Here is a 13912-nt window from a genome sequence, read left to right on the forward strand (position 1 = left end):
TCAACTACGCTTCATGGACCGTTCGTTCTAGGGAGAAGGCCCACCGGTCATGCAGCGTCGCAACCGGCTGATCAATTACTTTTTCCGTGGAATGTTCATCCCCCACATACATGATCAAACGGTTTCCTGAAATCGACCCAATCACTTCAACAGGCACCCCATGCTGAGTCGCCCGGTCAAGAATGGATTGACGGTTGACCGGCTTGGCAGATATCACGACTCTTGACTGACTTTCGCCGAAAAGAACGGCGTCTTTCCTCAGCCGGCCTCTCGTCAATTTTACCACAGCGCCTAGATGCTGCTCGGCTCCGGACATGCAACATTCAGCCAAGGTAACGGCAAGACCGCCTTCCGAGCAGTCGTGTGCGGACTGAATCAACCCCTCATGAATCAGTGAAAGGACACAGTCGTGCAACGCCTTTTCCTTCTCGAGACTCAGGTATGGCGGTGATCCCTGTTCGCGTGCGTGAACGACTTTGAGATATTCAGTCCCGCCCAAGTCCTCCCGCGAGGTACCAAGCAAGAGGACATCGTCCCCTTCCTCCTTGAACCACTGAGTCATCGTTCGTTCTGAATTCTCGATCAGCCCCACCATGCCCAACATCGGGGTGGGATAGATCGAAAGCCCGTTGGTCTCGTTATAAAAACTCACGTTCCCACTTACAATCGGGATCTGGAAATGCTCACAGGCGTCTTTCATCCCTTCGATCGCCATCACGAACTGCCACATGATATCGGGACGTTCCGGATTCCCGAAATTCAAGCAATCGGTCAGACCGATTGGAATTGCGCCGGAACAGGCCAGATTGCGCGCTGCCTCAGCCACAGCAAGCCGAGCTCCTTCGTAGGGGTGCAGGAGACAATAGCGACTGTTGCAATCGACCGTCATAGCCACGGCCTTATTCGTCCCCTTGATCCTTAACACCGCTGCGTCCGAGCCTGGGCGAACCAGGGTGTTTGTACGCACCATATGATCATACTGCTCATACACCCACCGTTTACTGGCGATGGTCGGCGATTCCAATAAGGCCAGCAACGCCGCGTTCGCATCTTTTACATCGGGGATGGCATCGTAATTCAGGTTCGTCAACATATCCTGGTAAGAGGGTGGCTGGTAGGGCCGTTCATACCGCGGACCATCATCAGCCAGCGCTTTGGCCGGGATTTCGGCGACAACCTTCCCTTGGTCCTTCACACGCAAGATTCCATCTTCCGTTACCTTCCCGACCACCGCTACATCCAAGTCCCATTTTCGGCAAATGGCGACACATTCATCTTCCTTGCCCGCTTTCGCAACCATCAACATCCGTTCTTGGGACTCGGACAGCATGATCTCGTAAGGCGTCATTCCCGGCTCACGTCGAGGCACCTCGGTCAGATCCAGTTCGATCCCATTTCCCGCCCGCGAAGCCATTTCGCAAGAAGAGCTGGTCAGACCTGCAGCACCCATGTCCTGAATCCCAACCAGCACATCGCCTTCCATCAATTCGAGACAAGCTTCCAAGAGCAATTTCTCAGTAAAGGGATCGCCGACCTGCACCGTGGGACGCTTCTGCTCGGATTCATCATCGAATGAATCCGACGCCATCGTCGCCCCATGAATTCCATCTCGGCCCGTCTTCGAGCCGAAATAGATAACGGGATTACCGACCCCCGCCGCGGTGCCGCGGAAGATCTTGTCTTTGTGGGCCACCCCCAGACAGAACACATTGACCAACGGATTGAGCGCATAGATGTCGTTGAACACGATCTCCCCGCCCACCGTCGGAACTCCCATGCAATTCCCGTAACCGGCAATGCCGGAGACGACTCCTCTCATGAGGTGACGACTTTTCGGCGTGTGCAATTCTCCGAACCGCAATGAGTCAAGCAACGCAATCGGCCGCGCCCCCATCGTAAAGATGTCGCGCAAGATACCGCCTACCCCCGTAGCCGCCCCTTGATAGGGCTCGATAAACGATGGGTGGTTGTGTGATTCCATCTTGAACACTACGCACAACCCATCACCGATATCGATGGCTCCGGCGTTCTCGCCCGGCCCCTGCACCACACGAGGTCCGGTCGTGGGCAGTTTCTTCAGGTGCACACGGGAACTTTTATAGGAACAATGCTCGGACCACATGACGGAAAACAAGCCGAGTTCTGTCAGGTTTGGCTCACGCCCGAGTATCTGAACGATTTTTTGGAATTCATCGCCCGTCAGATTATGCTGAGCGATGAGATCTTTGGTGATAGGCGGCATGCTGGCCTACATCATGCCTTAGCACGCAGGATGGCAAAACATGTTATCGAATGGCCTGGGCTGTCGAGACGACACGTTGCGATATGCATGTCACAGATGAGAACAGTTTACGGCACCGCTGGCGAGGCACCACAGGTGCCCCGCCAGCCCGTTGCACTCAATTAGGAAGATTGCACGCCTGATCAATGCACTTCGACTGTCACGGAGGCTTCCGCGGCTAACGTCTCGTGATCCTTATCGGCTGCCACGACCTTAATTTCATGAGTTCCAGGGGACATCCCCTTGACGGTCTTCTTATCCCATCCCTTTTGATATTCCCCGTCCACAAAGCAATGGGCGTGGGTTGCCTTGCTCCCCTTCGTCAGTTCATAGACCAGTTCAATATCTTTCCCCACCGTGGACCCAGCCGCAGGACTCGTGATCGTGATCTTGCTGCCGTCATCCACCGCTGCAAACCCATTGATCCCCATCCCCAATGTCAACACCCCAACTGCCGCCAATGCTACTGCTACACGCTTCATCTCTACCCTCCTGATTTATGATGAAAGAACTATGGGACGATCCACTCCAACTGACATAATACTTTACCGTGGCCACTTCCCATTCTTCAATCCTCCGGACAACATTCATAGGGGCAGGGTGAAAGAAACGTTCACCGGACCGCAGACAACGTTTTCCCTTCCCACGATGCCATCATCGACTGAAAGATCGCACGCCCGTCCTCGTTGCCCAACATCGCCTCTGCGCAACGTTCTGGATGCGGCATCAGGCCCAGGACGTTGCCTTCTGTATTGCGAATGCCTGCGATATTGTCAAGGGAGCCGTTTGGGCACGCCTCAGGTATCACGTTCCCATCAGGCGTGCAATAACGAAACACCACTTGCGCGTTGGCCTGAAGGCCGGCTAACGTCACCGGATCGGTGTAGTAGTTTCCGTCCGCATGAGCGATGGGGACCTTAAGCACCTGACCGGATTTGCAGCGATTGGTAAAAGAAGTGGCCGCATTTTCAACCTTGATATAGGTTTCCCGACAGATGAAGTGTAGGGACCGATTGCGCAACATGGCACCGGGCAACAAACCCGCTTCCAGCAGAATTTGGAAGCCATTGCAAATCCCAAGCACCAATCCGCCTTCCAAGGCAAATTGCTTCACCGCTTGCATGACCGGAGAAAACCGCGCGATCGCCCCTGTACGAAGATAGTCTCCGTACGAAAACCCGCCTGGCAGGATCACCGCATCCAGTCCGGCCAGGGAGGACTCCTTATGCCACACCATACTCACATGTTGTCCAAGCACATCTCGAAAAACATGCTGACAGTCGTGATCGCAATTACTACCTGGGAAAACAACAACGCCGATGTTCATCATCGTCTCGACTTGGCTTCTCTGAACGCTCATGCGCTCAGTTCATACTGATATTCCTCAATGATCGTGTTCGCGAGCAGCTTCTCGCACATCGATTTCACCTGAGTTTCGGCCTTTGCCCTGTCCTTCTCATCCAGATCCAGTTCCATGTACTTGCCGACACGGACATTCGTCGCATTCTTAAATTCCAGGGAGTCCAGCGCATGTTCAATCGCCTTGCCCTGCGGGTCGAGAATCCCCTGCTTGAGTGTGACATGAATTTTAGCTTTCACTCTTGACTCCTCTGATCAATCGCGTTGGTCTGGCGATCGACATACTTCTTGATCCACAAAATCGCCGCCACGGTCAGCCCCCCGGCAAATACCAAACCGATGAACGCCCAACGCCAGGGCGATTCGTTCAACCGATACGCCATGACCCCGATGATCGCCGCCCAGACCACCACCGACGCAATCAGGCCATAATTCAAGTACGCCCGTAGCATCCTTCTTCTTCCCTCATCCGCACACGCGTCTCAATACTTCCTGATAGGCCTCTTCGATCCTTCCCAGATCCTTCCGAAACCGATCCTTGTCCATCGACTCACCGGTCGTCATGTCCCAGAATCGGCAGGTGTCCGGAGAAATTTCATCAGCCAGGATCAGCTTATTGTGAAAAACCCCAAACTCGAGCTTGAAATCGACGAGCTGCATCTTCCGCTCGGCAAAAAACGGTCTAAGAACCTTATTCACTGCGTGACCCAGCTCACGGAGCTCGCGCAAGACGCCTGGTGTGGCGATATTCAGCAGCCGGAGATGATCATCATTCACAAGCGGATCTCCGAGCGCGTCGTCCTTATAATAGAACTCCACAAGCGCCGGGTCTATGCGATTCCCTTCTTTCAGACCAAGCCGCTTAGCCAAACTCCCAGCGACCACGTTTCGTACGACCACTTCGATCGGTACAATTCTGACCTTCTTTGTGAGCATCTCTCGATCATTCAACCGCTCGAGGAAATGCGTACGAATACCGTTTTGCTCTAGCAGATGGAACAGCCGTTCAGACACCCGATTGTTGACCACCCCTTTATCGACGATATTCCCGCGTTTCTGTGCGTTGAATGCGGTCGCATCGTCCTTAAAATACTGTATAACCTGGTCAGGGTTTTCCGCTAAAAAGATCTTCTTTGCCTTCCCCTCGTACAGCAGCGTACCGGTCGTCATGGTCGAACCTCGCTGATTCCTTTCACTGTGCCAACACTTCGATAACCTGGTCCACTGATTGGACCGTCCCGAGCAGTAGCGGGTTTCCGAATTGGCGCGTATAGCTGAACTCCTTCACTTTCTGAAGCGACAACACAAGACCATGAAAGTCTTCCAGACTGGATGTCTCAAAGTAGGTGATGAAATCTATATCGTCAAGACCGCCGGAGTGATAGAGCTTTCGTTTGACCGTTTTGAGAAATGGCAGCGCCACGGCCGTATGTTCCTGCATCAGCGCCGTCCGTTGCTCCTGATCCAGCTCCCACCATTCAGCTGACTTTTTGATTGGGATGACAATGGCATAAGGCTTCTCACCGGTCTCGCTCGACGCTTTCAAATCCCCCCTCAATTGATCCGAGAATCCGGGAACATAATTCGGTTTCTTCGTCAGTCCGTGCATCACCCTGATGCCTGTCAAATGTTTCCCGAACGGGCTACTCTGGAGATCGAGAAGAAACTCCTGCGTATCGCGCAACTCTTTCGCATGAATCCGAAATAACAGATCGGCCTGGCCGGAAAGCCCTCGAAGGAGATACACATCGATCGCCACATTCTCCCGGTGCTGCTCAACCACCCCCTTCAGGGTCGCTAATCGAGCGATGCGCGTCGAAGGTTCTAATCTGCCCCATTCATCAGCGAGCCCAAACGCGGCAAACGTCCCGTAGACCCCTGCCTCGGCAAGGAGCCTCTCACGATCGACCTCTGCGTGGAGAGGAGCTATCCCAATGCCAAGCACCCCCCAGAGCAAGACCAGAGTGATGATATGACGTCGAGCGATCACCGGCTGTTGCCCTTCTTTGCACCGCGCGCCCGTCGTTGTGTTCGTCCGAATACCCGCTGATAGATCCGATCCAGGTGGCGAAGATAATACTTGGGGTTGAAACAGGTTGAAATCTCTTGCTTGGTGAGATGGCGTGAAATGAAAGGATCGTTGTTCACAAGGTCCTGCAGCCCGCCGCCGCCTCTCCAAGACGTCATCGCATGACGCTGAACCGCCTCATAGGACTCTTTTCGCTGAGCCCCCTTCTCGACCAACGCCAACAGCAGTCGCTGGGAGTAGACAAGTCCCCCTGTCAATTCCAGATTTCGCCTCATTCGATCCGGATAGACGACCAAGTGGTCGATAAGGTCCGTGACCTTGGCCAGCATGTAATCGACCAGAATGGTGCTGTCCGGCATGATGATCCGCTCAACGGATGAATGGCTGATATCGCGTTCATGCCAGAGCGCAACGTTTTCCATCGCGGCTAAGCTGTTCGCGCGAACCACTCGAGCCAGACCGCAGAGATTTTCGGAGATGATCGGGTTTCGTTTATGCGGCATCGCCGAGGATCCCTTTTGACCTTCGGAGAAAAACTCTTCGGCTTCGAGCACTTCCGTCCGTTGGAGATGACGAATCTCCGTGGCAATTTTCTCAATACTTGCGGCAAGCAGCGCGAGCCCCGTCGCGTAGGATGCATGACGATCCCGCTGAACAACCTGATTCGACACCGGATCTGCCTGTAGGCCGAGTTTCTTACAGACATACTCTTCGATCTCAGGCCCCTGATGCGCGAACGTCCCCATCGCACCGAGAGTTTTCCGACGGCGATGTCCCTCGCACCTGCCGCAACCGCTCTTGATGGCGACGTACCTCCTCGTACCAGAGCGCCAGCTTCAGACCGAACGAGATTGGTTCGCCATGAATGCCGTGCGACCGCCCCACCATCACTTGGTTTCTTGTAGCGAAGGTTTCAACACGCCAAGCAACCCCTCAACGCCAGCCAAGATCAGATCCATCGCCTCGGTCATCTGGACGGCGAGGGAGGTGTCGACGATATCGGAGGACGTGAGTCCCATGTGAAGATATCGATGTTCCGGCCCGACCGTGTCCATGAGCGATTCAAGAAACGCGATCACGTCATGCTTCGTCACCTGTTCAATTTCGGCGATACGCTCGACGTTAATCTTAGCCTTCTTCCTGATTTTGTCCGCCGTGCCACGCGGAGCCTGTTTGGCTCGTTCAAAGGCCGCACACGCGTGCAGCTCAACGTCCAACCAGATCTCATACTTATGGTTGAGGTCCCAGATGGCCTTCATCCGGGGCGTGTATAACGCTCAATCATGATCAGCTCTCCTCCAAATTGCGCGATCCGGCGACGCTCGCTTCTCAGCGAGTCGAGAATCCGTTGCCAATACCTTGTCCAGCACGGCGTTCACGAACTTTGAGGCGTCTTCGTCACCAAACCGCTTGGCGAGCTCGATGGCTTCATCCATCGCCACTTTCGCAGGCACGTCATCCAACCACAGCAACTCATACAGCCCGGCTCGTAGAATATTGCGGTCAACGACCGGCATGCGACTCACTTTCCAATTCGTCGCATACTTGCCGATCAAGGTGTCGAGTTCGCGCTGATGCTCAACCACACCACGGACTAACTGCTCAGCGAAGGCTCTGGACTCATCTGATACAGAGTATTCACGCCAAAACTCATCGAGAGGGAGATCAACCTTCCCATGAATGTCATGTTGAAAGAGAATCTGCAAAGCTCGCTCGCGGGCTTGATGACGGGCTCCCATGGCTACAAGGGTAACAGGCTGACAAGGCTACAAGTTGACAAGGTAAGGTAAGAGGTCAGCGGATGGCCACGATATCACAGCTCCGCTACGCTTGCTCGTCCCGCTTGCCAGCTCGGGCTTGCAGCCCGTGCCTTCTCAACATCCTCATCACCCTTACCATCTCGATCGCGGACTTTGCAGCCTCACCGCCACGGTTGAGTTTTTTGGGATCCGCCCGCTCTTCGGCCTGCGCAACGGTTTCGGTGGTCAATACGCCGAAGATCATGGGGACGGCACTATCCAATGCCGCTTGACCAATGCCCCGGCTGACCTCTGAGCACTGATGTACTCAAAGTGGGGCGTATCTCCACGAATCACAGCGCCCAAACAGATTACGGCATCAACACCACCAGCTGTGGCCATGGTCTGTGCGACCAGCGGAATCTCGAACGCCCCCGGACACGCACGACTTGGATGGCATCCTTCCGACACCATGGTTCCCAAGGCCTCCACGCAGGCACGAAGTAACATACCGGTAAGCGTTGGTTGAATTTCGCCGCGACAATACCGAACCTCAATCCCGCTGCTGACCGGCCCACCTGTCGATGTGTCCTCATTGAATAATAATTCTGTCCTCTGTTATGGACGAGGGGTTGATCCGATGGACGCCCTTCAGACCTTTTTAAGCAAGTGCCCTAACTTCGCTTTTTTCGTCCGGAGATACCGCACATTCGCAGCTCGCGGGAGGATCTCGATGGGAACCCGCTCGACAACCTTGAGACCATATCCTTCGATCCCGACGATCTTTCGTGGGTTGTTCGTGATCAATTTAATCTGGCGGAGGCGCAGGCTCGCGAGTATTTGAGCGCCCACTCCATAGTCGCGGAGATCCGCCTTAAACCCGAGTCGGAGATTGGCTTCCACCGTATCGCTGCCCTGATCTTGTAAGCGGTACGCCTTGATCTTATTCAGCAACCCGATTCCCCGGCCTTCTTGATTCAAGTAGAGCAGCACCCCTCGCCCTTCTTTCTGAATGATCTCCATCGCGGCATGCAATTGATCCCGGCAGTCACAACGGAGCGACCCCAACGCATCAGCGGTCAGACATCCAGAATGGACACGGACAAGGGTCGGCGTTCCACCATCGACGTCCCTTGACCAAAGCAATATGGGTCACTCCATCGATCTGATTCTCGAATGCGACCGCTTCAAATTCGCCGAAAGTCGTCGGCAACCGTGCGCTCGTCACGCGCTTGACGAAGGTTTCTCGCTTCATGCGGTATTCAATCAACGCCTTCACGGTCACGATCTTCAGTTTATGGAGTTTGGCAAACCTCGTTAGCTCGGGAACCGGGCCATGGTCCCGTCGGCGTTCATGATCTCGCAGATCACCCGGCGGGCCGCAGGCCGGCCAACCGAGCCAGATCGACCGATCCTTCCGTTTGTCCGGCGCGTCGGAGCACCCCACCTTTTTGCGCTTTGAGCGGGAAAACATCCCCGGGCCGCGCGAGATCACTCGGCTTCGATTTTGGGTCGATCGCCACGTGAACCGTCGTCGCCCGATCCGCGGCTGATATCCCCGTCGTAATGTCTTTTCGCGCATCGATCGACACGGTGAAGGCCGTCCCGAACGTGGCCGTGTTTTCCGAAGCCTGCTGGGGCAGCTGCAGTTCTTCGACACGCTCCGGTGTCAGGGCCAGGCAAATCAGCCCGCGCGCATGTTTGGCCATGAAGTTGATGGCCCGTGGGTGACCTTTTCAGCGGCCATGACGAGATCACCTTCATTTTCCCGGTCTTCGTCATCGACCAAGATAATGAACTTTCCCCTTTTTTAATATCTCGAATGGCGTCTTCGATGTGATTGAATGGCGTCGGCATAAGGGAACAATTTAGCATTTCAGACTGAACCTTGAATATGGCTTTTTGAGAGGGGTGCTCACGCGTCGGGAGAGCCTCAGGAGGAGAGCTCGGCCGGCGACGACCTGTCGCTCCGCAACGCGACCATCACCGTCCCCCAGGCACACACTGTAAACCCTGCGAAGAGCCAGAGTCCAAGTTCGTAGCTGCCCGAGAATCCCTTCACGGTGCTGATGAGGATCGGCAACAGAAAACCGCCGACGGCACCGGCAGCACCAACCACACCGGACGCCAATCCGATGTCCGCGGGAAACCACCCGGCGACGAGTTGAAACACCACACCGTTACCGAATCCCATCGCTGCTGTTGCCACGACCATCATCGCGATAGCCATCAGATGCGAAGGGCTGACCACCGCCACCACTGCCCCGCAATGACCGGCAGCACATAATAAAGCGTCCGTAGCCCCCTTGCCCGATCCGCCACATAACCGCCGACCGGACGAATCATGCTGCCCATCAGCCCGCAGAGTGCGGCAAGCACCCCAGCCTGAATGGCATCGACACGATACACCTCATGCAGCAACAGCGGCAGAAGGCTGCACAGACCCACGAAACCACCGAACGTGACCGCATAGAGAAAGCAGAGCCAATAGGCTGAACGCTGGCGAACTAATCGCGCCGCACTGTGCCACCATGTCACTGTCTGGAGTCCTGAAACCGGCGCTGTTGGCGGCACGGCCATGCCAAACACCACCAATGTCGCTGCAACCACCCCGGCCATGATGCCACAGACCTGGTGCCAATCCGTCGCCGCAGCCCAGCGCGGCGCCAAGAAGAAAATGAGCACGGTGCCGATATTTCCCGATGCGACAAGACCGAGCACGAATCCTTGCGCCGGCGGCGGGTACGCACGGCTCGCAATAGGGAGCGTCACAGAAAAACTCGCGCCCGCCACGCCGAGGCACACTGAAAAGACCAGTGCGTCTCCATACCCGGTCACACCAAGCCAGCCCCAGCACAACACCAGCAACTCCGCCACGAGAATGGCGAGCGCAGTGGACCGCGCACCAAGCCGATCCGCACTCCACCCGGCTACCATCCGCAACACAGCCCCGCCGAGCAACGGCAAGGACACCAACCAGGCGAGCTCTTGCTCACTGAGCTGCAAGGCCTGAGCGAGCGAAAGACTCATTGCCGCAGCAAGCAGCCACACCATGAAGCTGACCGTCAGATGCAGCCAGGCCCCCACCAGAGGGGCCAATGACCGCTCCTGAGAATGTGCCAGATCTCGGACACGCCCGGCCTCCAGATTGTCCAGCACTATAGGGAGCCCTGTTCACGGGTGCAACAGATGCCAGCCCTTAATCCACATCCACACAATCGATTCGAAGCAGTTTTCAGCATTGTTGCTGCCTAGGATTCTGGTGTAGTCTGCCTTTTCATGCCCATCGGTGACGAGACCAACACCGTCCCGGACGAGCCTGAAGACGTGGAGCCCTCTCCGGCTGAGCTACAGGACATCCAAGCCAGCGCCGAACTGAGTCCCCTTCCCGATCAGGAAGCGAGCCCGCGACTCGATACCACGGCCGTCGTCCCGGTCACAGCCCTCCAGCAATACCTCGCCGAAGTACGCCGATACCCCTACCTCACAAAGGAAGAGCGTCAACTCCTTCAGGAGTACCAGGCGCACGGCAGCCGCGAAGCAGCGGTCAAGCTCATCACCGGCTAACCTGCGGGTCTCCGTCTCAATCGCAGCCGAATATCTTCATACCGGTGCCGATCATATGGATCTGATTCAAGAAGGCAACGTCGGCCTGATGCATGCCATCAAGAAATTTGACCCATCGAAAAACGTCCGGTTCTACGCCTATGCCGCCTGGTGGTCCCGTGCCTATATCCTCCGGTTATCTGCTGCACACCTTCCGACTCGTCAGGTCGGGACGACCCAGGATCAGAGAAAACTCTTCTACAATTTGAAGAAGGAAAAGGCCAAACTTGAACGGGAAGGCTTCGCCCCGGATACGAAGCTGCTCGCCGATCGTCTGAATGTGCGTGAACGCGACGTCGTCGAAATGGATCAACGTCTCGGCAACTGGGAGCTCTCGCTCGATCAGCCGATCGGTGAGGGTTCAGGAAAGCACCCTGCTGGATCTTGCCGTCCCATCAAGAGCCGGCCGATGAACAACTTGCCGATCATCAGCTCAAAACGCTCTTTCGTGCCAAGCTGGCTGAATTTATCAAAACATTGGAAGAGCGGGACGAGGATATTCTGAGAAATCGTATCCTGTCCGCTTCCCCTAACCTGGACGATCTTGGGAATAAATACGGAATTACCAAGGAGCGGACCCGCCAGCTAGAGGCACGCATCATCAAACGCCTCCGCGATTACGTCAAAAAAGACATCAAGGATTTCGACCGACTCCGAACATGACTCTCCCCTTCCCGCTCACCCCCTAAGCACATAGAAAACCACTGGAAGTTCGTCTTCACAATGAGTTACGATACCGAACGTTTTCAAACAGCAAAAATGGCGGGTCGATAAAAATCCCTCGCATCCCCTCTTGACTTGGATAAAGTAAGGACTATCTCTCATACAGTCACAGGCTTCTGGGGTCTCAAGCGAGTTCAACCCAACTACAACCGTCAACACGTCACAAGTTAACTTTCACGAGGAGGGAGGTTCTGTTATGAGCAATGCCACGAAGGAGAAAAACGTCGCGAAGGGGTTCCAGCCCTTGGGTGAACGTGTATTCGTCACGTATACCGAGGAATTAGAGAAGACCGCCGGTGGGATTTATGTACCTGATTCGGCGAAGGAAAAGCCTCAACGAGGCGTGGTCCAAGCGATCGGGAAGAAGGTGGAAAACGTCAAGGTCGGTGATCACGTCCTGTTCGACAAGTATTCGGGCAGCAAGCTTCGCATTGAAGATGAAGAGTGCCTGATCCTCAAGGAAGAAGATATCCTCGGGATCTTCACAGCGTAAGACGCGGTTGTCACAAGCTAGTTCGGTTCTAATACATAAGACAAAAACGGAGGAACGATAATGGCAAAGCAACTCATGTACGGCGATGCGGCACGAGCCGCGATCCTAAAAGGGGTGAACCAGCTCGCAGACGCCGTGAAGGCAACACTCGGTCCGAAGGGTCGAAATGCGATTTTGGATAAGAAGTTCGGCGCACCCACTATCACCAAGGACGGTGTGACCGTCGCCAAGGAAGTCGAACTGAAGAACCCGTATGAAAACATGGGCGCTCAGCTGGTTCGCGAAGTGGCCAGCAAGACCAGCGACATCGCGGGGGACGGCACCACCACCGCCACCGTGCTGGCTCAGGCGATCTTCCGCGAGGGTGCGAAGAACATCACCGCGGGCGCCAATCCGATGGAAATCAAGCGGGGCATCGACAAGGCCGTCGAAGCCATCACCGCCGAGCTCAAGAAGCTCAGCAAGCCCTGCCAAAATAAGACCGAGATCTCTCAGGTCGGCACCATTTCCGCCAACAACGACAAGACCATCGGCGATCTGATCGCGGAAGCCATGGAAAGGTCGCCCAGGACGGTGTCATCGCGGTGGAAGAAGCCAAGGTCGATGACCACCTCGCTGGACGTCGTCGAGGGCATGCAGTTCGATCGCGGATACATCTCCCCTATTTCGTCACCAACGCCGAGCGGATGGAATGTTCGGTGGAAGAGCCGCTTATTTTGATCAACGAAAAGAAGATCAGCAGCATGAAAGACCTGCTTCCGCTGCTCGAACAAGTGGCCAAGATGGGCAAGCCGCTCATCATTCTCGCGGAAGAAGTCGGGTGAAGCCCTGGCCACCCTCGTCGTCAACAAGCTGCGCCCGGCCCTGAACGTCGCCGCGGGTAAAGGCACCGGGCTTCGGCGATCGCCGCAAGGCCATGCTGGAGGATATCGCCATCCTCACGGGCGGCCAGGTGATTTCCGAAGACATCGGCATCAAGCTTGAGAACGTCAAGCTGACCGACCTCGGCCGCGAAAGCGCGTCACGATCGATAAAACAACACCACGATCGTCGAAAGGCTACAGTGACGCAAAAATCGAAAACCGCGTGTAAGCAGATCAAGGCTCAGATCGACGAGACGACTTCCGACTACGATCGTGAAAAGCTGCAAGAGCGGCTGGCGAAGATCGTGGGCGGCGTGGCAGTCATCAATGTCGGCGCTGCGACCGAAACTGAGATGAAGGAGAAGAAGGCCCGCGTCGAGGACGCGCTGCACGCCACCAAGGCGGCAGTGGAAGAAGGGATCGTTCCTGGCGGCGGTACCGCCTATCTCCGCTGCATCAAGGCCCTCGATGGGATCAAGGATGTCCCGTCAGAGCAAAATTTTGAACTCGATATTGTCCGACGTTCGCTCGACCCCGCTCCGACAGATCGCCTCGAATGCCGGTGCGGAAAGCATCGGTGGTCGTTGGCAAGGTTCGGGAAGACAAAAACGCCAGCAGTGGCTGGGCGTTTCACTTCGAGGACGAGGTATGTCGACATGATCAAATCCGGCATCATCGACCCGACCGAGGTGTCGCCTGCGCGTTGCGGAACGCGGCCAGCGTGGCGGGTCTGATGCTCACGACCTGAGTCATGATCGCGAACTCTCCCCGAGAGAAAGAACCGGCCATGCCGGTGGCGGACACAGCCCCGGCATGGAG

At 55.7% G+C, this 13912-nt stretch carries 13 protein-coding genes and 4 pseudogenes; 4 read left to right on the forward strand and 13 right to left on the reverse strand.

Translation table 11 applies throughout. The annotated features are described in order from the left end of the window. Nucleotides 1-4: 4 nt before the first annotated feature. The 13 genes and pseudogenes from purL to IPM58_18995 all read right to left on the reverse strand — a co-directional run bounded on the left by purL (nucleotide 5) and on the right by IPM58_18995 (nucleotide 10567). On the reverse strand, nucleotides 5-2242 hold the full coding sequence (gene purL, locus IPM58_18935) for a phosphoribosylformylglycinamidine synthase subunit PurL (protein ID MBK9309115.1): 2238 nt from the start codon (nucleotides 2240-2242) through the stop codon (nucleotides 5-7). Between the two features lie 182 nt (nucleotides 2243-2424). Beyond that, nucleotides 2425-2763 (reverse strand): hypothetical protein, encoded by a 339-nt coding sequence (locus tag IPM58_18940; GenBank protein ID MBK9309116.1) that lies wholly within the window; start codon nucleotides 2761-2763, stop codon nucleotides 2425-2427. Between the two features lie 131 nt (nucleotides 2764-2894). Then, a complete protein-coding gene (gene purQ, locus IPM58_18945; protein MBK9309117.1) occupies nucleotides 2895-3608 on the reverse strand; it encodes a phosphoribosylformylglycinamidine synthase subunit PurQ in 714 nt (237 codons plus the stop codon). Between the two features lie 29 nt (nucleotides 3609-3637). Then, on the reverse strand, nucleotides 3638-3880 hold the full coding sequence (gene purS, locus IPM58_18950) for a phosphoribosylformylglycinamidine synthase subunit PurS (GenBank protein MBK9309118.1): 243 nt from the start codon (nucleotides 3878-3880) through the stop codon (nucleotides 3638-3640). Beyond that, nucleotides 3877-4092 (reverse strand): hypothetical protein, encoded by a 216-nt coding sequence (locus IPM58_18955; protein MBK9309119.1) that lies wholly within the window; start codon nucleotides 4090-4092, stop codon nucleotides 3877-3879. Before IPM58_18955 ends, purS begins: the two co-directional genes overlap by 4 nt. Nucleotides 4093-4105: 13 nt before the next feature. After that, on the reverse strand, nucleotides 4106-4810 hold the full coding sequence (locus tag IPM58_18960) for a phosphoribosylaminoimidazolesuccinocarboxamide synthase (protein MBK9309120.1): 705 nt from the start codon (nucleotides 4808-4810) through the stop codon (nucleotides 4106-4108). A 22-nt stretch (nucleotides 4811-4832) separates the two neighbouring features. After that, a complete protein-coding gene (locus tag IPM58_18965) occupies nucleotides 4833-5630 on the reverse strand; it encodes a chlorite dismutase family protein (protein ID MBK9309121.1) in 798 nt (265 codons plus the stop codon). Beyond that, nucleotides 5627-6954 (reverse strand): annotated as a pseudogene (locus IPM58_18970) (adenylosuccinate lyase). The gene IPM58_18965 and the pseudogene IPM58_18970 overlap by 4 nt, the downstream one beginning before the upstream one ends. Then, entirely contained in the window at nucleotides 6947-7408 is a 462-nt protein-coding gene (gene nusB / locus IPM58_18975; GenBank protein MBK9309122.1) for a transcription antitermination factor NusB, read from the reverse strand. Before nusB ends, IPM58_18970 begins: the two are co-directional and overlap by 8 nt. A gap of 85 nt (nucleotides 7409-7493) precedes the next feature. Further along, nucleotides 7494-7918 (reverse strand): annotated as a pseudogene (gene ribH, locus IPM58_18980) (6,7-dimethyl-8-ribityllumazine synthase). A gap of 141 nt (nucleotides 7919-8059) precedes the next feature. Then, a pseudogene (ribA, locus tag IPM58_18985) lies at nucleotides 8060-9155 on the reverse strand (GTP cyclohydrolase II). A gap of 186 nt (nucleotides 9156-9341) precedes the next feature. Beyond that, nucleotides 9342-9617, reverse strand: coding sequence for a hypothetical protein (locus IPM58_18990; protein MBK9309123.1), 276 nt, complete (start codon nucleotides 9615-9617; stop codon nucleotides 9342-9344). Nucleotides 9618-9637: 20 nt separating this feature from the next. Then, nucleotides 9638-10567: an MFS transporter gene (locus IPM58_18995; protein MBK9309124.1), complete on the reverse strand. Its 930-nt coding sequence runs from the start codon at nucleotides 10565-10567 to the stop codon at nucleotides 9638-9640. Between the two features lie 232 nt (nucleotides 10568-10799). Here IPM58_18995 and IPM58_19000 point away from each other — a divergent pair, with 232 nt between their 5' ends. The 4 genes and pseudogenes from IPM58_19000 to groL all read left to right on the forward strand — a co-directional run bounded on the left by IPM58_19000 (nucleotide 10800) and on the right by groL (nucleotide 13841). Then, nucleotides 10800-11519 carry a sigma-70 family RNA polymerase sigma factor gene (locus IPM58_19000; protein MBK9309125.1) on the forward strand — a complete coding sequence of 240 codons (720 nt, stop codon included), beginning with the start codon at nucleotides 10800-10802 and terminating at the stop codon, nucleotides 11517-11519. Then, nucleotides 11492-11677 carry a hypothetical protein gene (locus IPM58_19005; protein ID MBK9309126.1) on the forward strand — a complete coding sequence of 62 codons (186 nt, stop codon included), beginning with the start codon at nucleotides 11492-11494 and terminating at the stop codon, nucleotides 11675-11677. The genes IPM58_19000 and IPM58_19005 overlap by 28 nt, the downstream gene beginning before the upstream one ends. 256 nt (nucleotides 11678-11933) lie before the next feature. Then, on the forward strand, nucleotides 11934-12230 hold the full coding sequence (locus IPM58_19010; protein MBK9309127.1) for a co-chaperone GroES: 297 nt from the start codon (nucleotides 11934-11936) through the stop codon (nucleotides 12228-12230). Between the two features lie 60 nt (nucleotides 12231-12290). After that, nucleotides 12291-13841 (forward strand): annotated as a pseudogene (gene groL / locus IPM58_19015) (chaperonin GroEL). The last annotated feature ends 71 nt before the right edge of the window (nucleotides 13842-13912 follow it).

The sequence above is a fragment of the Nitrospira sp. genome, assembly GCA_016715825.1.
Lineage (GTDB): Bacteria > Nitrospirota > Nitrospiria > Nitrospirales > Nitrospiraceae > Nitrospira_D.

Excerpts from the sequence above, each read along its gene's own strand:
- purL (MBK9309115.1), bottom strand. The coding sequence starts at position 2,242 with ATGCCGCCTATCACCAAAGATCTCATCGCTCAGCATAATCTGACGGGC.
- IPM58_18940 (MBK9309116.1), bottom strand. The coding sequence starts at position 2,763 with ATGAAGCGTGTAGCAGTAGCATTGGCGGCAGTTGGGGTGTTGACATTG.
- purQ (MBK9309117.1), bottom strand. The coding sequence starts at position 3,608 with ATGAACATCGGCGTTGTTGTTTTCCCAGGTAGTAATTGCGATCACGAC.
- IPM58_18955 (MBK9309119.1), bottom strand. The coding sequence starts at position 4,092 with ATGCTACGGGCGTACTTGAATTATGGCCTGATTGCGTCGGTGGTGGTC.
- IPM58_18960 (MBK9309120.1), bottom strand. The coding sequence starts at position 4,810 with ATGACGACCGGTACGCTGCTGTACGAGGGGAAGGCAAAGAAGATCTTT.
- nusB (MBK9309122.1), bottom strand. The coding sequence starts at position 7,408 with ATGGGAGCCCGTCATCAAGCCCGCGAGCGAGCTTTGCAGATTCTCTTT.
- IPM58_19010 (MBK9309127.1), top strand. The coding sequence starts at position 11,934 with ATGAGCAATGCCACGAAGGAGAAAAACGTCGCGAAGGGGTTCCAGCCC.